General features: G+C 55.8%; 22 protein-coding genes and 2 pseudogenes. 15 read left to right on the top strand and 9 right to left on the bottom strand.

What is annotated here, in order from left to right; translation table 11 throughout:
* Nucleotides 1–123: 123 nt before the first annotated feature.
* The gene (locus AV059_RS04435; protein WP_228841641.1) at nt 124–1,761 is read right to left on the bottom strand and encodes a transposase; all 1,638 of its coding nucleotides are present in this window, start codon (nt 1,759–1,761) and stop codon (nt 124–126) included.
* Between the two features lie 126 nt (nt 1,762–1,887).
* Between AV059_RS04435 and AV059_RS23150 the strand changes: the two are divergent.
* Nucleotides 1,888–2,474: pseudogene (locus tag AV059_RS23150) on the top strand (AsnC family transcriptional regulator).
* Nucleotides 2,475–2,597: 123 nt separating this feature from the next.
* Here AV059_RS23150 and AV059_RS04425 read toward each other — a convergent pair.
* Entirely contained in the window at nt 2,598–3,425 is an 828-nt protein-coding gene (locus AV059_RS04425) for an MBL fold metallo-hydrolase (protein WP_050038644.1), read from the bottom strand.
* A gap of 505 nt (nt 3,426–3,930) precedes the next feature.
* On the opposite strand from AV059_RS04425, the gene AV059_RS04420 reads away from it, so the two are divergent.
* The 6 genes from AV059_RS04420 to AV059_RS04395 all read left to right on the top strand — a co-directional run bounded on the left by AV059_RS04420 (nt 3,931) and on the right by AV059_RS04395 (nt 9,699).
* Entirely contained in the window at nt 3,931–5,802 is a 1,872-nt protein-coding gene (locus AV059_RS04420) for an ABC transporter ATP-binding protein (protein WP_079980884.1), read from the top strand.
* Between the two features lie 5 nt (nt 5,803–5,807).
* Nucleotides 5,808–6,629: an energy-coupling factor transporter transmembrane protein EcfT gene (locus AV059_RS04415; RefSeq protein WP_050038642.1), complete on the top strand. Its 822-nt coding sequence runs from the start codon at nt 5,808–5,810 to the stop codon at nt 6,627–6,629.
* A gap of 120 nt (nt 6,630–6,749) precedes the next feature.
* Complete coding sequence (locus AV059_RS04410; RefSeq protein ID WP_058990923.1) at nt 6,750–7,349, top strand: ECF transporter S component; 600 nt, start codon at nt 6,750–6,752, stop codon at nt 7,347–7,349.
* Nucleotides 7,350–7,354: 5 nt separating this feature from the next.
* Complete coding sequence (locus tag AV059_RS04405; RefSeq protein ID WP_050038721.1) at nt 7,355–8,170, top strand: MBL fold metallo-hydrolase; 816 nt, start codon at nt 7,355–7,357, stop codon at nt 8,168–8,170.
* 264 nt (nt 8,171–8,434) lie between these two features.
* Nucleotides 8,435–9,307: a ParA family protein gene (locus AV059_RS04400; RefSeq protein ID WP_175055194.1), complete on the top strand. Its 873-nt coding sequence runs from the start codon at nt 8,435–8,437 to the stop codon at nt 9,305–9,307.
* Nucleotides 9,304–9,699, top strand: coding sequence for a hypothetical protein (locus AV059_RS04395; RefSeq protein ID WP_050038719.1), 396 nt, complete (start codon nt 9,304–9,306; stop codon nt 9,697–9,699). The genes AV059_RS04400 and AV059_RS04395 overlap by 4 nt, the downstream gene beginning before the upstream one ends.
* Before the next feature lie 52 nt (nt 9,700–9,751).
* On the opposite strand, the gene AV059_RS04390 is transcribed toward AV059_RS04395, so the two are convergent.
* The gene (locus AV059_RS04390; protein ID WP_079980891.1) at nt 9,752–10,078 is read right to left on the bottom strand and encodes a PadR family transcriptional regulator; all 327 of its coding nucleotides are present in this window, start codon (nt 10,076–10,078) and stop codon (nt 9,752–9,754) included.
* Nucleotides 10,079–10,199: 121 nt separating this feature from the next.
* Between AV059_RS04390 and AV059_RS04385 the strand changes: the two genes are divergently transcribed.
* Entirely contained in the window at nt 10,200–10,484 is a 285-nt protein-coding gene (locus AV059_RS04385; protein ID WP_050038718.1) for a hypothetical protein, read from the top strand.
* A 51-nt stretch (nt 10,485–10,535) separates the two neighbouring features.
* A complete protein-coding gene (locus AV059_RS04380) occupies nt 10,536–11,360 on the top strand; it encodes a hypothetical protein (RefSeq protein ID WP_050038717.1) in 825 nt (274 codons plus the stop codon).
* 56 nt (nt 11,361–11,416) lie between these two features.
* Here AV059_RS04380 and AV059_RS04375 read toward each other — a convergent pair whose 3' ends face one another.
* Entirely contained in the window at nt 11,417–12,487 is a 1,071-nt protein-coding gene (locus AV059_RS04375; RefSeq protein ID WP_050038716.1) for a hypothetical protein, read from the bottom strand.
* A 379-nt stretch (nt 12,488–12,866) separates the two neighbouring features.
* On the opposite strand from AV059_RS04375, the gene AV059_RS04370 reads away from it, so the two are divergent.
* From AV059_RS04370 to AV059_RS04360, 3 genes and pseudogenes are all read left to right on the top strand, one after another.
* Nucleotides 12,867–13,139: a hypothetical protein gene (locus AV059_RS04370; RefSeq protein WP_058992556.1), complete on the top strand. Its 273-nt coding sequence runs from the start codon at nt 12,867–12,869 to the stop codon at nt 13,137–13,139.
* Between the two features lie 213 nt (nt 13,140–13,352).
* A pseudogene (locus tag AV059_RS04365) lies at nt 13,353–13,928 on the top strand (hypothetical protein); the annotation flags it as partial.
* 634 nt (nt 13,929–14,562) lie between these two features.
* Nucleotides 14,563–15,576 (top strand): hypothetical protein, encoded by a 1,014-nt coding sequence (locus AV059_RS04360; RefSeq protein WP_050038715.1) that lies wholly within the window; start codon nt 14,563–14,565, stop codon nt 15,574–15,576.
* Between the two features lie 21 nt (nt 15,577–15,597).
* Here AV059_RS04360 and AV059_RS04355 read toward each other — a convergent pair whose 3' ends face one another.
* Complete coding sequence (locus tag AV059_RS04355; RefSeq protein ID WP_050038728.1) at nt 15,598–15,858, bottom strand: hypothetical protein; 261 nt, start codon at nt 15,856–15,858, stop codon at nt 15,598–15,600.
* 82 nt (nt 15,859–15,940) lie between these two features.
* On the opposite strand from AV059_RS04355, the gene AV059_RS04350 reads away from it, so the two are divergent.
* From AV059_RS04350 to AV059_RS04345, 3 genes are all read left to right on the top strand, one after another.
* Complete coding sequence (locus tag AV059_RS04350; RefSeq protein WP_050038714.1) at nt 15,941–16,186, top strand: hypothetical protein; 246 nt, start codon at nt 15,941–15,943, stop codon at nt 16,184–16,186.
* Nucleotides 16,187–16,441: 255 nt separating this feature from the next.
* On the top strand, nt 16,442–16,711 hold the full coding sequence (locus AV059_RS21500; protein WP_079980890.1) for an AbrB/MazE/SpoVT family DNA-binding domain-containing protein: 270 nt from the start codon (nt 16,442–16,444) through the stop codon (nt 16,709–16,711).
* The gene (locus AV059_RS04345) at nt 16,711–17,136 is read left to right on the top strand and encodes a type II toxin-antitoxin system VapC family toxin (RefSeq protein WP_050038713.1); all 426 of its coding nucleotides are present in this window, start codon (nt 16,711–16,713) and stop codon (nt 17,134–17,136) included. Before AV059_RS21500 ends, AV059_RS04345 begins: the two co-directional genes overlap by 1 nt.
* A gap of 236 nt (nt 17,137–17,372) precedes the next feature.
* Here AV059_RS04345 and AV059_RS04340 read toward each other — a convergent pair whose 3' ends face one another.
* From AV059_RS04340 to AV059_RS04330, 4 genes are all read right to left on the bottom strand, one after another.
* Nucleotides 17,373–18,251, bottom strand: coding sequence for a hypothetical protein (locus AV059_RS04340; protein ID WP_050038712.1), 879 nt, complete (start codon nt 18,249–18,251; stop codon nt 17,373–17,375).
* 281 nt (nt 18,252–18,532) lie between these two features.
* Nucleotides 18,533–18,670 carry a hypothetical protein gene (locus AV059_RS22265; protein ID WP_175055193.1) on the bottom strand — a complete coding sequence of 46 codons (138 nt, stop codon included), beginning with the start codon at nt 18,668–18,670 and terminating at the stop codon, nt 18,533–18,535.
* Complete coding sequence (locus AV059_RS04335; RefSeq protein ID WP_050038711.1) at nt 18,670–18,969, bottom strand: hypothetical protein; 300 nt, start codon at nt 18,967–18,969, stop codon at nt 18,670–18,672. Before AV059_RS04335 ends, AV059_RS22265 begins: the two co-directional genes overlap by 1 nt.
* Before the next feature lie 424 nt (nt 18,970–19,393).
* Nucleotides 19,394–19,711, bottom strand: coding sequence for a helix-turn-helix transcriptional regulator (locus AV059_RS04330; protein WP_050038710.1), 318 nt, complete (start codon nt 19,709–19,711; stop codon nt 19,394–19,396).
* Nucleotides 19,712–19,982 lie beyond the last annotated feature (271 nt).

The following is a 19,982-nucleotide window of genomic DNA, read 5'->3' as shown; positions in this document are numbered from 1 at the left end:
AGCGGTAGATATTGAACCGGTATGGACGAGATTATCGGATAGACCTGAGAAATTGCGTGAATTCTGGCGCTGCTGAATAGTGTCGCCACTCCCGAGCAGTGGACTCAGCGAGGGCTCAGCCGGTCAGTCGGGTGGAATCAACGCCGAGACGACGATCTCGACACATTCACCGGCAGTCAACACGGGCGGGTACTTCATTTCCCCATCGACATCCGCTTTCAGCAGGAAGTCGGCGAGCCGCCAGATATTGTACAAAAGTACCGCGAACACGAAATAGAACAACCGGACGCGGTAGTCCCTTGAGGAGGTGTTCGCCAGAAAATCACCTTTGATGCTCTTGTACTCATTTTCGATCTGCCACCGATGGCTATACCGCCGACAGAACTTCTCGGCTTCATCGGGGCCGACTCGGAGATTCGTCGCAAAGCCAGTCGTTCCTTGGCCACTTGTCGATGGGACGTACAGGAACCGCATCGGGTGTGACCCCGTCTCGACGTGAACAGACGCCGATTCGACGGCGACATCCTGATCGTCCGTGTCCATCCGCTCGATTACCTCGCGTTCGGAGTTGGTAATCCGCTTCGGGATGAGATAGTTAACCCCGAGGTTGGAGAGTGTCTGGAACACGTCCATCGAATCGAATTCGCGGTCACACAGGACAGTCTCAATTGGTACGTGTTCTTTCGCTCGCGTGACGAGTCGCCGGACGACACGGTGGACCTGATTCGATTGATTCTTGTCCCAGGCAGAGCTCTCGCGGATGGGTTCGACCGCCAAGACAAGCGGAATGTTCTCTCCAATAATTGACAGGGTCGCGAACTTGAATGCCCGTTCTTTCTCGCCGGGCAAGCCGCTGACCATTGGCATCTCCTCGATGTCGCCGTAGTAGGGGATCGTGGTGATGTCGATTGCTGCAGTCACCGGCCGGCGAAACGAGGCTTCCGATCCAATTGCTGAGAGCAGCCGGTCGCAGGCTTCGTCGAAGCCCTCGATGAGTGCGTCCGGTTCGAACTGTTTGACCGTCCGTAGGTGGGTATCTCCGTGTGGGCCATACTCCTCGCCACGTCGGAATTGAAACCGAGCGGCACCCTGCGCGGTGCCACAGCCGACCATCCCCATGAACGTCTGCAGCTCGAAGAACTGCGTATCCTCGTAGGAGGCGTTCTGCGCTCGACCAGAGTCGAATCCGTCGAAGCCGTAGTCCCGTGCGAGGCGTGTTGTTCGACGAATCTGCTCGTCCGAGAACTCACCGGCCCCAGACTCGTCTTCCTGACTTTCAGCTCCTGAGTCTGTCTCAGAGTCTGTAACCTCCTCTCTCGGGCGTACCGCGGGGACAGCAGGACCGTAGTCGTGGGTCTCTTTGACCACGTAGTGAGCAGCGACGGTCACGTACTCGCGGACGCCATCGTCGAAGCGGTTGCGCCACGTTCGCGAGAGCACCGCCTCGTCGGGAACATGATTCAGACCGAACGGCTTGGCCAGTTCCTGATACGTTTCGAGCGTTCGGTAGCTGTCGCCCGTCAGCTCCCGATAGATGAACAGCCGGAGCATCCCTTGAAACGAATCGGGTGCCGGGTGCCACTCCGGATAACCGTCTTCGAGATGCTCCGTGTAGATAGTAACCTCACTCACCGCGGCCCGAAGACACGCTCCATCTCGCAGCGTTTCTCTGAGCTCGATTCCGGTCTTGTAGGCGTCGGTCATCCAGCAGCCACGGTCAGAGAGCGGGTCAAGCGTATTGGCTGTCGTTTCCGAATCCATTGGTATCACACTTCCACAGGAGGTCTAACTAAACAATGCAGTTTTCATTAAAATGATAGGAATGTAAGTATAGGGTTTGCTTTTTCTAACCATGGGTTACTTCTCCCGTCGTTTTCTATCGAGAGTATGGCGTCTCTCGACGAGACCGACATCGAGATTCTGAAACTGCTCAGTCACGACGCCCGACGTTCGTACACTGACATCGCCAAAGAAGTAGATCTCTCGGATCCCGCTGTCGCCGACCGTATCGAACGGCTGCAAGACGCGGGAGTCATCAACCGCTTCACTGTGGACATCGACCGGACCCAGCTCGGCGCTGGGGCACAGATTTTCGTCCAAGTCGACCCGGGGGTTCCTTCGACACGCTCCGGTCGCGTCTCGACGAATCCGACGCGGTGGAGCACGTGATGGTGACCGCTGGCGGCGAGCTTTGGTTCAACGCGAGGGTCGACGTTCATAACGTCCACCCTTGGCTACGAGGTTTGCTGGAACCAGCAGACGACGCGGAGTACACTGTGACGCTCATCGACGAGATCGAGTGGCAACCGTCGCTCGACGGAACAGACTTCGCGCTCACCTGTGCAGAGTGTGGGAATACCGTCGACAGCGAGGGCGAGTCCGAGTGGCTCGAGGATCAAATGTATCACTTCTGCTGTTCGACCTGCCAGCGCCAATTCAAAGACCAATTGAACCGACTCAAGGAAGGCGTCTGAGCGGGTCGAAATCCAGTTCTTGACACCGCAAAAACATTTCTGAGGGAACTTGACAGAAAATAAACACTCCGCGACAGTCCACAGACGACGCCTTATGACTCGTTCGCTACAGTTCTATAGGTGTCAGGCCATCGGCGGGAGTTCGATCGAACTCCCGACACCAACCGACCGAAAGGCGTCGGGAAGCCGTTCTGAGAGTATCTTCTCAGCCTGGAAACCTGTGCAGTGAGTGCCGGCGAGCACGTCGAGTTTTCCCCCCAGCCAGTCCGCAAGCTCGTGAATCTCGTCTGCCCCACGGGCGACGAGGTGGGTGCCGCCGACGATGTAGCGAACGTCCAGACCGGTTACCGACTCGGCGTGTTCGATAGTGTTCCGGAGGCCAGCGTGACAGCACCCGAGCACCAGCGCCGCCCCGTCGGTTGTCTCGACGGCGACCGACTGATCGTCTGGCACCGAGTCCTCGACTAGACCGCCATCGGCCTCGCGTAGATGGACGGGATTGTCCGCGTGGGTACGGGGAATCTCACCGAGTGCGTACACGCCATCGCGTACCTCAACTGGGTCGCGATGTTCGACGATGTCGGCGCCTGTTTCGACTTCAGACCGAGCGTAGGGGATACCAATGTGGACCGGTTCTTCCAGAATGCTGCCGTCCGCCGGTTCCCGGATGTATCGCGCACTCCATACATCGGGATGACAGTAGACGGTGGGGCGCTCGGACGGGTCGAGGAAAGCCGCCAGCCCTTCGGTGTGGTCGTAGTGTGCGTGACTCAAGACGATGTCCTCAAACGCCGTGCCGGCGTCGAGGAGTCGAGCGTTCTCCAAGGCCGCCGAAGACTGGCCGGTATCGAACAGCACGTCGCCGACCGCCGCCGCAAACCCCCACTCGCCACGAAGACCCTTCGGTATTCCCGTCGCAACGGTGTTGTCCGCTAGAATTGTAACGTTCATACGTCTCGACTGGTGGATTCGGCACGGTACGTCGTACTGGGACGGAGACGATGCAGATTTCGGTCATCGGCCAATGCAACTCTCAAGCGGTGAGTCAACTTAGCGCTCACAGGGATTGGTAGGAACGGGTTTCTGATTGCGGTTTCCGATTGAAAATCGAAGTACAGAGAAGTTCAACATTGGATATTAAATCCATAACCTCCTGTGAAGGTCGTCAATCGACAGGGCGACCCGCAGAGTAGCAGGGAGTTGGCCGTTTTCCAGTCAATTACTTCTTCGCTCATTCGACAGATTCGCCGATAGAATCCGCTGTCAGGGTTTCCGACGGGTTGCAGAATGGAGTTTGCTTTTCAAGGTTCGATTTCGCTCTGTCTTTCTTTTTCTAGTGCAAACTCCATTAAGAACACCGTCCGAACGTTCAGGCACCCCAAATGACCAGACCAACCGGGCATAACACTGTCTCCACTTACCCACGGAGCAGAGGGGAGTGAGCCAAGCGGGTCCCATGTCACGGATCGAAATACGAGACCTACAGTATAGATATCGAGGAAGCCAAGAGTGGACGCTATCGGAAGTGAGCCTCGATATTCATGACTGTGAATTTGTCCTTTTGTTGGGCCCCTCAGGTTCCGGAAAGAGTACGCTCGCGAGATGTTTTAACGGCCTCATTCCACACTCCGTTCCCGGCGAACTTGAAGGAGGAATTGAAGTCTGTGGGCGCAAGGTCACCGAGACATCGCAGGCGGAACTCGCAAAACGGGTTGGTCTCGTCTTCCAGAATCCCAGCTTACAGTTCGTCACCTCGACGGTAGAAACCGAGATCGCCTTCGGACTCGAGAATATCTGCGTTCAGCCACCCGAAATTTCGGAGCGAATCGACGACGCACTCGATGCTGTCGGCCTTTCAGGGTTCGAGAGTCGCCGGATCGACACGCTTTCTGGTGGAGAGAAACAGCGGCTTGCGATTGCATGCCAGCTAGCTATGGAACCGGAGATTCTCGTATTAGACGAACCGACAGCGAATCTCGATCCACAGGGAACCGAAGCTGTTTACGAGCTGCTCGAAGAATTGGCTCGGAACGAATCTAGGACGATCGTCTTGATCGAGCACCGGTACGGATCGCTTATCAACGCCGTTGACCGGACGCTTGTCCTGGACGGGGACGGACGGATATTACTCGACGGGGCCCCGGAGACGGTCTTTGCGGAAAACCCGCGACAGCTCCTCGATGAAGGAGTCAGAATCCCTGCGGTTACACGACTCGCACTTGAGCTCCGGTCGGAGGGGGTCTGGCCCGATTCGACGTCGCTCCCTGTCACCGCTGATCAGGCAGCGGAAACCATTGCTGAGGTGCTAACCGAGCAGCGGTACGGACGGACGCGGTGCGATCCTCAATCGACTAATAACGGTGCCGAACCGGATGGGAATGTCGCCGGATCAGATATAGCCAAGCTCCCAGCGAACGAAGCCGAGGAGCCAGAGGCCTCCGACGCAGCCCCAGCCTCACCTGCACTCGAAATCTGTGGGCTAGACGCTCGGTATAGAACAGACGAGGCATCGAAACCAGTGCTGAAAGATATCGATCTTTCAGTCCCGGATGGCTCCTTTCTTGGCTTGGTCGGGCCCAACGGAGCGGGCAAATCGACGCTCGCGAAACACTGTGTCGGCGTCCGGTCCCCACCACCAGAGACGGTGTTCCTTGACGGCTGTGACGTGACGACACTTCCATCACGTGAAATCAGTCAGCACGTCGGATACGTGTTCCAGAACCCGGAGTATCAGTTTGTCACCGATAGCGTCCGGGAGGAGTTGGCGTACGGACTTCGACAGCTCGATTTCGACGCCGACGAGATCGAACGCCGGGTCGAAGATGCACTTGAGCAGTTCGACTTGACTGGCTACGCTGAGAAGAATCCGTTCACCCTCAGCCACGGCGAAAAACGCAGACTCAGCGTAGCGACGATGCTCGTGGTCGGCCAAGACATACTCATCATCGACGAGCCAACCTATGGACAGGATCGTGGGAATACTGACGCTCTGATGAAAACCTTGGCCGAGTTACACGGCTCCGGGCGGACAGTCATCGTGCTCACCCACGACATGCGGATTGTTGCAGAACACGCAGACACTGTTGCCGTACTGGTCGACGGCGAAATATGTTTCACTGGATCCCCATCTGCCCTGTTCAAGGATTCAGAGACAGTCGCTGCGGCACACCTCTCCAGACCGCCACTGGCCGAACTTGCTGACCGTATCCCCGGTTTCCAGGGGTCTAAAACGCTGGAGTGTTGCTACGAGTACTGTACCGGCAAGCATACAGAGGTGCTGGCCAGTGATCAGCAGGGCTCCGGTTTGGATCAGGGGGAAGGGCGGTGAATCCGATGCGGGTCGAACTGCACAACGAGGCAGATACCGCTGGAGTGCTCCAGCGCCTCAACCCTGTAAGCAAGCTCCTGGCTATCACACCGGCGATAGGGCTGCTGATGCTCGTCACTGATCCGTACACACCGCTGGCCTTCGTCGTGGTATGCGCTCCAATGACTGTGCTCCTGGGCCGCTTCTCCCCAATCAAATACCTCAGTGTGGCGGCCCCGCTCGTAGCGCTTGCGGCCAGTTTCGTGTTCGTCTATCCGTTCGTCGTCAGCAGCCCCGATGGGGCCTCATCTGCGGTGCTAGCGTCTTTTGGCCCACTCGTGGTTCGAGAAGCGGGCGTTCGAGTCGGGGCGGCCACAGGGCTGCGCATCCTCGCACTATCGGTCCTTTCCCTACTGTTCGTCCTGACAACGGATACGGAATCCTTCCTCCGCGCGCTGGTACAGAACCTCGGTCTCCCCTATCGGATCGGCTACAGCGCAATGGCTGTCTTTCGTTTCGCACCGATGATGCGGTCCGACGTGGAAACTGTCCGCGCTGCCCATACAGTCAGAGGCGCGCCGGACCCTGACGGACTTCGTGACCGTCTCCAACGGGCGAGTCGCTATGCGATACCCCTGTTCGTGAACGCGATCCGTCGCGCCGAGCGTACGGCTCTCGCGATGGATGCTCGGGCCTTCGGCGCCTACGCTGAGCGAACCCACTACCACAAACAATCGGTCACCGGGACGGACGTCGCGTTCGTCGTCCTCTTCTGGACGCTGTCGGTCGGAATCGTTGGGACATTATGGTATATCGGAGCGCTTGGAACTTTGGCTATTCTAAGATGAACGTTAGTATTTCGTCCAACGGTTACTGGTCCACAACCGCTTTCAGTCGAGATAGTCGTACATTTGCTTATTTTTAGGCAGGCCTAAAATTTAAACGGAGGCGGTTCGAAGCCGCGATAGATGTCAGCACTCACTAAGCAGTGGACGACACTCAGGAACTGGGAGACGAGAGACTTGCTGGTCGTCGCCGCATTGGGGATTGTCCCCGGTATAGCGCTACTGCCAGTCGTGTTCGCAGGGTTCACCATTCGGGCAGCACTGGGCCCGCTCGGGACGATTCTGAACGCCGGATTGTTTTACCTCCCCGGATTGATGTCGCTGTATATTGTTCGCAAACCCGGTGCGTCAATACTCAACGGTGTCTTCGTGGGACTCGTCTGGATCCCACTCACGCCGTTCGGCCTGGCAGTTACCATCCCGACAATCGTGGCCAGGATCGGTTCGGAGCTCCCCTTCCTCCTCACCGGATACCGTCGATACGACCGAGCCATGATGCTGATCAGTGGCGCGTCCGCAGGACTCCTCTCACTCGGCGCTATCTACATACCCTCCAGCTTCCAGAACCTGGCAGTACCGGTTCAGGGTGCGCTCATCGTTGGCCACGGTCTCAGTGGTGCGATTCTGAGTGGTCTCCTCGGAAAACTGCTATCTGACAAGCTCGCGGACACTGGCGTTCTCTCGGCATATCCAGTCGTCGACGACGTGGGTCTGGAGGCGTGACCGTAATGCCAGAAATAACTATTTTGGCCGATAACAGAGTCGCGAGCCCGTACCCGCGGGGATTACGTGGCGAGTGGGGATTTTCGGTCGCTATCGGAGACGTGCTTCTGGATACTGGTCAATCGGCTGCCGTCCACAATGCGAAATTGCTGGACGTGCCGGTTGAGGAGTTCGACTCGGTTGTCGTGAGCCACTCGCATTTCGACCACACGAGCGGGTTACTTGATGTATTGAACGTTATGGACCAGCCCAGCCTCTATTGCCATCCCGATGTCTGGGACCACCGCTATCTCGATCAAGAAGGACAGTTCGACGGCGCCCCATTGGGCATTCCGTACACGAAGTCGACCGTCGAAGCGAAGGCAGATATCGTCGAACATCGAGACCCTGTCGAGGTCACTGACGGCGTCCACGCACTCGGCCAAATTCCACGTTCCGATCAGGATTACGTGATCGGGAAAGTCGAGCGCGAAAAGGGTGATATTGACGATCCAATCGTGGACGATCAGTCAGTGGTCGTCGAGACTGACGACGGATTGGCACTGGTGCTGGGCTGCTGTCACGCCGGGTTGCGGAACACGGTCAAGCACGCGGAGTCGGTCTGTAACGGGGACGTCCGATACATAATCGGTGGCACACACCTCATCGCCGTGGATTCCGAGGAAATTCACACGATAGCTGACTGGCTGGCGGGGAAACTCGATTTACTCGTCAGTGCCCACTGTACAGGAACAGCAGCGATGGGGATTCTCAATGAACGCCTTCCAGAGATCTTCGAACCAGCAGGCGTCGGCAGTACAATAAAACTCGAAGGAGTCTGACTACTAATAGATACGATATCCTCATTGGTGAAACTAAGGTACACATCAAAATCATCCTCCGAGGTTGTGTCTTTCAAATAGGAATCAACGCGATAGATGCTCTATAGTCCGAAAAGCCCTTTAGTTCAGCTCGTTCCGAAACGAAATTCTGTATAGATATGCAACAGACTTGCCCCGTCACTCACTCTTCAAATGTCTGACTGAGATTTATATACCATTGACCTATAGGATATATCTATATGGTACACCTACAGGGTGGTGGCGATGTCTGAAACATTGCGTGCAGCACTGTACCTCGACAAAGGTGGTACCGGAAAGACAACAAGCGCCGTCCATCTAGGCACTGCACTCAATGAACTTGGTCACAGTGTGCTCGTTGTGGACTTAGCTGGGAAACAAGGAGACTGCGCCGATGCACTCGGTATTCTCGAAGAAGTCCACACTGACATTGGGAATGAGGATGACTTCCCAAACATCGCGACAACGATGGGGAGCCGGTGGCGCGACGTAGCAGATATGGTAGGTGATAAGGAAGCAGTTGACCGTCTAGTCTACCAGACTAACGCCGGTATCGACCTTATTCCGGCACATCCAGATCTTGACGGACTTGATGCTGACTTGGGTAATATTGATGACGTGGACGAGCGGTACAACCGACTCCGGACGTTCCTAGACGAATTTGTAGATCCACTTGAGCGATGGGATGTGGTACTGCTGGATATGCCGGGGCTCGCTAACAATATCACCTATAATGGCCTTTGGGCGGCTCAAAATGTTGTGGCACCAGTTAGTATGGGTAGCTTCGAGCTGAAGCAAGCGCGCTCGCTTGAAAATGATCTCGAACAGATTCGCTCGAACTATGGACAAGACGTACAATTAAGAATGATTATTCCAAATCTGTTCGACAGACGGACTACGCTCCATGCCGACCTGCTGGAACGGTTCGAGAAAGAGTTCGCGGATCTTGTGGCTCCAGAATTTGTCGTTGACTCACAACAGATTCGGACCGTCACTGAAGCGGGTCAAACGTTGTTTGATCTCGATGAAGATAGCCTCCTAAAGACTGGGAAAGACGCGCGTGATGCATTCCTCACAAACGCCGAAGAGCTGTACTACCGACTTGGAGAAAAACAATGACTGATGACGACATTGACGAGAGATTAGGTGAACTGCGCGAGGAGGAGTCAACCGGTAATCGCTTGGATCGAGATGATCCACAGGAGCAGAGTTCTTTCGTTGATATTCTTGTTGGCGCGCTTGACTCAGCTGAAGATGGAGACTTATCTGAGACGGTCACTGCATATGACCCGACGCTCGCTGCCGTCCTGCAAGCACTTGATGAGAGTGACCAAATGGAGGATGTCTTTGATCAGTTGCGCGAGGCGTATGATGGAGAGTCTGGTCTAACAGACGAGAGCCGAAGTGCCATTATCAGGCTAGCCGTGCGTGTCGGTCTTCAAGAGGGCACCGACAGCGTCATGTATGACCTCAGAGAGGCTGTTGAAGAGCGTCAAACAACCACGATTTGATTCATAGCCTGTAGCTGTAGCCTATAGGTATAGCCTACATTCTAGAACGTTACTATGCAGATAGCTCATCAATCGGAGCCAAGTACTCGTCTTCCCATTCCCGATGGGCTTGAAGATCTCGCACACCACGCCTCGTCAACTGATATTCGTTCTCTCGTCCGTTCTTAGCCTTCTTTTTGATAAGTCCCTTTTCGACCAGATCATCCAGCTGTGGATAGACACGTCCTACTGTGATTTCCTCAGAGTAGTACTCCTGCAGTTCTGCGGTCAATTCTGTCCCCATCGGACTGTCCATACCTGCGATAACGACCATCATGTCGCGCTTGAAGCTATTCACATCGTACATCCTGTCAAGCCAAATGCCACCTGCGAGAGTCATAATCTTATCCGTTCGTACTTAGCGTAATTCCACTTAATGCCCTTTTCAAACACTGTACTGCTACTTCACCTTATCTACAATGTTCATTTTATGCACCCCTCTTGCGTGGAGGCTCCAAACGATGTCCAATCCAACAGACGACGCATTGCTGACCGAACTCGCAACCCATCAGAATCGAAAGCTCATGCTCTGGCAGCTTGCAGCAGACGGGCGCACGTTCTGCGGCATCCAGTTCATCGTCCAGGAGCGCGACCTGCAGGCCGCACCCGTCGACGAACAAGTCCAAGCCTTCGCCGACGACATGCTCTTGGACGGTGAGATCCGCCCAGAGTACGATTCGATGGCTGACTGGGACGCTCTAGAAGCGAACCACGATGACACTGCCGACCAGTACCTCTCGACCTGACGCCGCCTCAGAGCGATTTTGTGCTGCCTCACTGGCTGGAGGCTTTCCAGTATGTTGCCTACAGCCAAACCACCGTTCGATCCGATCTTCGTCGAGGAACCGCCACTCAGTCCAAACTACGAACAGACGATCATCGACAACGTCGGCTTGCCATTCTACACCGACGTTGACCGTCCAGACGAAGCGCCTGCTGACGAGCGTGAGCGAACCATCGACCTCGCGGAACGCATCCTGCGTGCCGGCGGCGTCCGTACTGGCTTCAGTCATCACGAGGAAGTCAGGACCTCAATGGAATCGTGGGCTCCCGATGCCGATGAAGATCGCGACGCTGACCCCGGCCACTGGCGGTCGTCAGTTCTCTTGATGTCCCCACAGGAGATGAACTTCGGCCAGCTAAACGGCGAGCCCGAGGAAAAGCACAAGAAAGCCAAGACAGTGCTTGCCTGGGCTGCGGACTGTATCGACACCGACGTCCTCCAAGATATTGAGCAGTCTCAAGCCGATGATATCAAGCAAGCGTGGCGGGACGCAGCAGAGGCCGAACTGACACAGCGTGAGATCGAGCAGTTTGCTGAGGACCCGCCGGAGGAACTCGATGGGTGGATGAAACTTGACGCCGACCACGACGCTGTCAGGGTGGCCTACATCGCTGACAATCACGGAACACCGTCGGTCGCAGCCGTCTTTGAGGGCGCTGACAGCGAGTTGAAGACGCTTGAGTTCACGCTGGAGGAATGGAAAGAGAACGATGGCAATCCTCGCGAGGCGAGGCCAAATCGGTACTGTGTGACGACTGACGGCGACGGGGCCTATGCCCGTCTCCGGTCCCATCTGCTGACTTTCGAGGTTGAGCCGATGGAACGACTCGAAGTGTAGGTTGCTCCAGCGGTCAGTACAGAAAGTGTATCGATAACCTCAATTAAAAATAAATATTAGGCCTCACTGATTTTCTTTTTCCACATTTGAGCTTCTTCAACGACCTCACTAGCTAACTCCTCCGGCTGTGGGACATCAAGTTTCTGGAAACCCTCAGTCAGCGGTTTAACGCTTTCTTCGGCAGCTAGCTCTCGTAGTCCGCCATCAGTCAGATCTGACTTGACAACTTCACTGTGGTTACGAATAACATCCACGGTGTCTTTGCTCAGACTATCAGGGAGGAAAAAAACAAGTCGACCCGATTTTACTTCTTCCAGCATGTTCACACGCTCCTCTGCCAACGCTTCATAGAAATCTTCCTCGGTAAACCCGTCGTCATATTCAATGAGATTCTCGGCGAATTTTCCAAGCTTCGTTGCCTCCTTTGTGATAGAGAAGATGGAACTCACATCCATCAAACCCATCATCAAAACGTTTGCTTGGAACTCCTCATCACCATAATAGTCGTAAATATTCTCAAGGAACCACTGCTTCAGTTCGTTACGAGTCGCATCTTCAAGACCTTCTTCAGCGACGACACTCGGTGGCAGCATCCAAGTAAATGAGGAAATTGTGTCTCCACCGTACTCCTCCATTGTGCGGTACCTGAGGAACTTATTTTGATTATTTTCGTTCTCAGTTTGGTAGTAGTCGTGGTCTTCTGGGGCCTCTTGGTCACGGAATACGAGAAGTGCAATCTGGCTTGATTCAGTCTGATTATCGATGAGCTTTGCCAAATCCACATCACGGTCCTCGAGGATACGAATCATCCGCTGATACTCACGGAGATCCGCCTGTGCTTCATCTCGTTCATCACGTGCTTCACGCTCCTCTTCAACCGCTTTCGCAGCCCTTCCGAATTCTTCATTGTCGCGTTCCCGCTGCTCAGTTTGATAACTAAGATATGTACTGGCACTTCCCGTCGAGAGACTAAATGCTACGCCAATGAACGAAATCGTACGGGAAAATGGGAATGGGAGAAGATACGTAAACCCGAACACGGCTATGGTGAAGACACCACCGATAAGCGCAGCTTTAATTCCGTGTACTCTAATTTTATCCTCAATAGCTTGTCGATTCAGCCCCATCTGTTATTAGTCATACAATCAATACACTTAGTAATTACCAGTATCATTTTTCCCTCTATGTTGCGCGATTTCACCATCAGCTATGACCGATATGCGCCCTGTATCTTGTACGACTCGGAGTAATTATAATATATTTTACAATAAATATAGCGGTAGCTACGTAGTGCCACTGAACGGTGGCTGTGCTCAGTCGGGTTGAAACTATGTGACTTCGAAAGCATCGACTTCTCACACAAGCCGTGAATCGGTCAGTACAGAGGGTGAGTCTGCCGTGACGCAATAGGCCACTTTGAGCCCTCAGTCCTATGAATACAGTTTTTACACTCGTATCGCTCTCCTCGCCAGAACCATTTTGTAAGCCGACGACGACGTGCGACTGATGGGCCGGCCAAGTGACCTGACTCCACAAGATATTGACTTCTACTACGTCCACCGCGTACAGGATGTCTGGGCGGCTGTTCACGCCTGTGAGCGGGTTCATGAGGATGGAGAAAATCGCTTCGAGTCCGTCTGTGGCCTCGCCTCAGGGAACGTGCCGACTATCACCTCGGAAGACATATATGACTCGGTCGAGGAAGCGTTACGTTCGGACACAAATCCGTGTGCCCTCTGTCACGAGACCGGAGCTTTTGCTCCGGACAGCAATAGATGAGCTAGCGGCACATCATCAGCCGCACATACCGCATCAAGTGGTCTGTGCTTGAAAGGCACACTATGCATGATACGCAGGTCTACCTTGCAGCTGGTTCACTCGCTTTCACAGGTGAAGAGACTATATTCAACGATTGGTATCACAGGCATGGGACCCATTTTTTCGCCCCGGTCAGGTGAGGGGCGTTTCAGTGAGAGCGCCCCTGACTATACCATGGCATCGAAGACCACCAAAAGCGGTCAGAACGGAGAACAGCACCCAGAAACCAAATCCACCGAAGCGCAGTTTCCAGAACTCACAGTCCAAGCCGAAGGTACTGCAAACCGACTTCGGCGCGTCGACGAAACTTCGAAAGCCGACTGTCTCGAAACAGCCCCGGTTGAGCTAGCTGTCGAGTACGAGATCGACTCCATCGACGAGTGGCGGGATCTCATCGACCCGGACTACGTCAAACACGGACAGACCGTTGAGAAGGGCACGATCATCGACGACTTGCTCGACAGACTTGAAGGACACTACCGCCGGCAGTCGTCCTCAAGGTTTCAAGCCTCGGACTGGAATCTCACGGTGACCGGCTCGGCGACCGCCTGGCGACGTATCTTCATGGAGTTTTCCCAGATGCGTGGTTCAGATTCCGACCGTGCCGACAAGGCTGCCCTTCGTCTCAAACAGTTGCTCGCCGCAGACCTCGCAGACACAGGCGCAGCACTAGCTGCCCTCGAACTCATCAACCAGTACGATCTGGACACCTCAACAGACACGTTCATGGCAGAAGTGACGGACAGCACGGGGCGACGAGTAGCCAACTCGTCCTGTCTTGGTCTCGGCTCTTACCAAAGACAGCGAAACACTGGTATCTGTCTCGGGGTTGGTAGATCGGGCTGTGCAAGATGCACAGCGCAAGTCGGTCACCAGTTTCCAACTGAAAGACTTTGACGAGTCACCACACATACAGAAGAACTACGTAACAAGCGGAGTGAGAGCGAAAAGATGGCTGAAAGCGTACGGAGTCGATTAACGAATTCGTGGCTATATATTCCGATGAGCGTCGTCGTTTGGATATTGCTGTGGGTTTCGATAGATGCGCTTCTCGGGGACGGTAGTGTGATTTCTGCTGCGATTCCGGGGGCAGCAGGGGGGTTGGCTTTCGGAGTCTTCACCTATTATTTCAAAAATCGCGACAACGACTAGCTTAGTCCTCTGGTCTGTTCATATCGGCTCCGTTGCTGCCGGCTCCTGTTCCAGTTCTCCATTTCATCACCAGTGACCGGATATAAAGCGCCTCAGCGTGCTGACTACACCCTCTACATCTTGCACGGCAACCAGTGACAACATCATCAGGTCGACAGCTGTTTCACTGGATCAGGCAAGACTCTCGCTCTCTGTCGGTTTGTGCTTCCCTCGGGGCTGGAGTTTAAATACCATGACGAACGCAACCAAGCGTGTGACTGACCGAAATCCTGAGTACGACCCTGCTGATATCCGCGGTGCAGCAAGTTCCGACCCTGAAACGAGGGGGAACGGACGAGAACGGGTCCTCGAATCCACCAAGTATCCCGACCGTACAGAGGATGATACTCGCATCTGTCGGACCTGTGGACAGGATATTCCCCGTGGTGAACGCCAGTGTCCGTTCTGCGCTCAAACCGGCATCTCAGAGATTCCTTCAGACGATCAGGATAGCAGCCCACTCGGGGAGTGGACGTTCGGTCGGGTCGTGCTCGCGCTCGTCGAGGCAAACACTACCTTCCACGCACGAGCCCTCGGCGCTGCGGCCTTTTCGGTGTCCGATAGTATCGCGAGCGGCGAGGACACCTCTCACGGAACGGTGAAGTGCCGTGCAGCGTTCGGGACCGAGCCAGCCACCAATCTCACCAAGGGGTGGCCCAAGCTTCCGACCGAAACCACGCTCGACGAGGAACCCGGACAGGCGCTCTTGGAGACAGCCGATGAACAGACTGATTGGGACGGGGACGACGTCCAGCCACGGATCTATCTTGAGGACGGGTCACCAGTCACCGACCGCTCGGAGTTCCAGCAGCTCACGGATGAGTTCCGCCAGGACGACGGCACGTACTGGCTTGTTCCCGGTGTCGTACAGCGCCATCAGGCAAGAGCCGAACCGGAGATAGTCGGAATCGGGTTCTACTGTCGCCAGTGTGGCGCCGTGACAGGACACGAATCTCACGGGCTCGATGGCTTCGAGTGCCACTCACATCTTGACCGGCTAATCTGGACCTGCAGGGAGTGTGGACAGCACCGCCACGAGCCCGAGCAGGAGGATGACACGGAGGACATCACGGGCTATGAGCATCTTCCCGACGGCGTCTCTCCCGAAGATATCCACGGCGACGAGCCAGACTTCCGGGAACAAGAGTTTCAGGACCAGATCAGTGCCTATCGCGAGCGGAATGGCTTCTTCCCGTGGGAACGGTAATCCCCACTGTTGAGATTGTAGTCAGTCTGACAATAAGTGAGCCAAAACGACACTCATCCCATCCTCAGTCCGGGGCACTGTATTCTCCAGCAGATGCTCATCGCTTTCGTCGACGTCGAGGACACCGGTTTCGACGATACGGGGACCGTCTTCCCGCTCACCGGAGAGGGTCAGGCACAACTGGCCGTCAACTTTGCCGCCAACGACCGAGATTGAGTCGACTGCGTCGGGAAACGAAACGGTTGTCCAGCCATCGGGTTTCCGAACCCGGAACTCGGTCATTACCCATCTTATCTTGGCGAAAGACATCAGCGCTCTGGCTGCCTGCAAGCGATTTTGTGTCTCCTTGTAGCCGGAGGAGATCATGAGTACTACAGAGCCTTCGTTCGAGAAGTATGGATTCGGCCGCGGTGACCGCGTCCGAGTCGACTGGACAGACGGCAGCAGCCCACTCGATGAGGTCATTGGCACCGTCTCTGGTATCTCACGCTCCGGCGGCGACGTGATCGTTGCTGTCGAGGTTGACGACGACCAGTATCCCGAGAACTCGATCTACGGCGGCACCCACGATGCTGCTCCCGAATGGGTCGAGCCGCTAGAGCAGTCCTAGTCTGATGGGGGAGACTCGCCCCTCGTTTTGTGAGCCCCAATTGGGTGAGGGGTTCCCATCATGAACACTGAACAGCAGTCCGTCGACGAACAGATAATACGGCGGTAATCGGCAGACAGTGTCACCAGCACATTTTTTCGACCGCCACTGCAGGTGATGAGCATTTTCTGGCGTGACTGATTGGCTAGTTTTCGTGACTCATTCAGAGGCACATGTGGCGCAACATGTATGGCCTACGCGGCGGTATAATTGAGTATGGCAACAGACGACGCTCCTGAAGAGACCAAAGTTAGTGACCGAGGAATGGTTACCATTCCGGCATCGCTACGCCGTCGGCTCGATATAGAGCCGGGTGATAAGCTCCGCTGGGACACTGACGATGATGGGACGCTCGTCGTCGAGGTTGTCAAGCAACACTACGGTGCCTTCGATGATTTTGAGCCCGTCTCGATGGGTGGCGACGGCAAAGAAACGCATGACATCGCTGGTCATGAGGACAAGTCTGGCTTTACGGGAGATAACTGATGGCAGTTGCAGCTGTGGATACAGGTGTCCTCATAGGGATGGCAGATGCCGATGATCAGCACCACGGTACCGCCATGGAGATCGTTCGTGGGATGGATCACGGTGAACTACCGACAGGACATGTAACAAACTACGTCGCCCTTGAAACACTCAATTGGATACACAATCGAAAGCACCAGCAGACGGCTGTCGAGACGTACGAGCGGCTCAACCGGTCTGCGGGGTTTGAGATCCTCCACGCAGCACAGAAGGATTTTACCAACGCCCTCGGGCTGTTTGAAACGTACGACCGACTCTCCCTCGGTGACGCAACTATTGTCGCGTACATGCAGCGAGAAGGGATTGAATATCTGTATTCGTTCGATGATGACTTTGACGCGGTCAATGATATAGCGCGGCTAGAGACGCCGAACAATCCATTCTAATGAAGCAATCGCCAGAGCTTGCTGGACTTTTGCCGTCACACCCGTTGTGAGGGCTGGAATCGCTGTGGTTGCTCCGTTCGTGTTACGATTACTCACTACACGCCTGACAACAGGGGGTCGCTCCCGGTTCCTGCAGCTAGCAGACAGCGGCGTCGGCAGTGGCAGGGCACGTGCCACCGCGTCCAGCAGCGTCGGTTCAGTGCCGACTCACGTCGTAGTCGGTGCGTGTCACAGGGTTAGGGTGCGGACTCCACCACAACGGGTGTGACGCCACCCGTCGTGGCTTTGTGGTCGCTATGCTCCAGCAAATCGAGGCCGATATAGCGTTTCTCAAGCAAGCCTTCGGCGGTCTCCATATCCATTGCGAGGATCTCTGTCTGTGTCTGGTCCCGGCCGACCTGTCGAATCTTCTCGACGATATCGTCGCCGCCGATCTCGACTAACTTCTCCCAGACACGCTTGATTGTCTGGCGATGTGGTTCCTTCCCGAGTTCGGCGGTCAGGGCTGTTTGCAGGTCAGCTTTGGTCATGAACACGCCGCTACCGTCGGTTCGCTTCGTGGCAAACTCCGGCCAGCGCTTGGCAACGGTGATCGCGCGGTAGGTGTTCTGGCGATTCGACCGCTCGACGAACATTGTCTTGACCTTTGATTGGCGGCAGTTCGCGAAGAAATCCAGCGGCGAGCTACTGGGTTCGATCCCTTCGGGTAGCTGCTCGGCGTCTTCCTGGTGGTCGGTCTCGGCGTCGAGTTGCTGGGCTTTGGCGATAGCACTCTTGGCAACGTCGTGAGTCGTCTCCTGCTGGGTTTCGAGGTCTTCGAGACGCTGTTCGTTCGTGGCGGCGTCGCCGACCGCGGTGGTGGCAACGTCATGGGTCTGTTCAAGTTCGTCCTCTAGTTCGGTGACGCGTTTCTGGAGGTCATCGATGGTTGCGACCAATAGCTCAAGAACACTCGAAACAGGGGGTGACACTTCGTCGTCGAGTTGGGCGAAGAGGGACTGTAGTTCATCGGTATCCGTGTCATCTTGTCCGAGGTCCATGTCGAGTGCATCGGCGAGCGCTTGATCGGTGGCTGTACTCTCGGTGCCGTCGTCGGCGGTTGGGTGTCGTGGCATCGTGACCACAGGACCCGTGCCCGGAATCGAACCGAGCGGGGCTGACCACAGCACGGGCTCTTGGTGACGTGGCTGGCGCTCTCTGGACGTGGCAGTTGGCTCGTGGCAACCCCGCTCCGGCTAGTGAATTTGTGTCGTGGCACCGCGCTGGCGGTGACTAGCGATATGGATGGACTGTCGCCGTCCGGGCCAGCGTGGCACTGGGTTCACCGGTACCGGGACACGCCCACTGGTGGGAGGGCTGCAGTCGTGGTCGACGCTGGAGTGAGTGCTATGGCCGGTCATTCTTTGAGCACCGCCCGGCGCTCGATAGCAACTTCGTGGGTTCGGTCGCCGACCACGTGGGGGAGTCGCCGCTGGGTCGTGTCTGGGGGCGCTGTATCGGTCGCAAGTGCCGACGAAGGGTCAGCATGGGCCATCAGTTCTCACCTCCTGCGAAAGGGTGAGGACGGCTGCTGTCGCGTTCAACCAGTGCGTAGTCTGTGTGTGGGACCGTGAACGGCATGCGGTCATCAGTCCGACCAAGTGTCTGAGCCACCTGTCGACGTGTGGCTGTGTCCGGATCGGACGCTTGCAGCCGTCGGAGCGGCTCTGTTGGGAGGTCCGCCAGCAACACGCCTGTGATGTGATCGTCGTAGAGGTGACAGGCCAGTAGCAGTGGGTCACTGTCGATGGTCGTGACTGCGACAATCTCGCCGACGGTCGGCCGGGGAGTCATCGGCCCGCCTCCTGGGAGCAAAATGGAGGGCATTCGGCCCTCACCAGATTGACCGACTGTAACCCTGAATCACAAACGTTTTTGATACCGGTTTTATACTGGTCGGTTAGGTTCCGGCCCTCGGTCAATCGCTCTCCAATCCACCCCCAATTCATCGATTGGCTTGGGGCTGGGGACCTGTTGTCGTGGATGTTGTCAGGGGCACCCAATAGGGTCTGCCGCCGGGTTCGGCGGTGGCCCACTCCACGGATCAAACTGTAAGAGGCGCCCTGATAGCAACGATTATGTACAAAGTGTCTATTTATTATGCTAGGGTACCAGTCGGTAATCACCTGCCCAGTGACCGTGTGCCTCTGACAGCATCGACCGACTGTGTCCCGGTATTCCGCCGCTTTTCCATGCTGCTGCGCTAACTGCAGAGACATTACTGCGCACCCCCTTCAACGACGAGTCGTGGCAGGTCACACAGGTTTGGAAGTGTGTCGGCCTGACGTCGAACGAGGTGTCTGCCAGCGTCGGTCAACAGATCCACATTCGTCCGGGCGTCGAGTTCGTCGCGGTTGATCAGGTCCTGTTCAGCGATTGTGCCGAGATTCTGGTAGAGTCGGCTGTGGTTGATCGGCTCGGCGTAACGCTCGTCGAGGTACGCTTTCAGTACGAGACCGTAGGGATCGTTCTCGAGGGCGGCGATGGCTTCCAGCAGGTCGCGCTGGAAGCCCAACAGGGCGTGGTAGGTCGTCATTGGTGGCCTCCGGTGGGATGCATCTGGCTCAAACTGGGACAAGACATGGAAAGGGTCTGGGACGCGCGCGAACGGAAGATGAATGGAAGTGGGCGAAAGTACCGCAGTCTGGTGGTTTCCGAATGACCGGAAATCGAGGCTGGCGAGCGATGCGACTCTTCGTGGGTGAGCATCCGTGTGGTCATGGGTTCGATGCGACGCTGCCTCGAAGCCTCCGCTTCGGTCAGCGGCGTATATGATAACCAAGGCAGTTGGGCCCACTTATAGGTTG

This window comes from Haloarcula sp. CBA1127, from assembly GCF_001485575.1.
Taxonomy (GTDB): Archaea; Halobacteriota; Halobacteria; order Halobacteriales; family Haloarculaceae; genus Haloarcula.
Note: the sequence above shows the minus strand (reverse complement) of the source record. Positions and strands in the feature narration are given on the sequence as shown.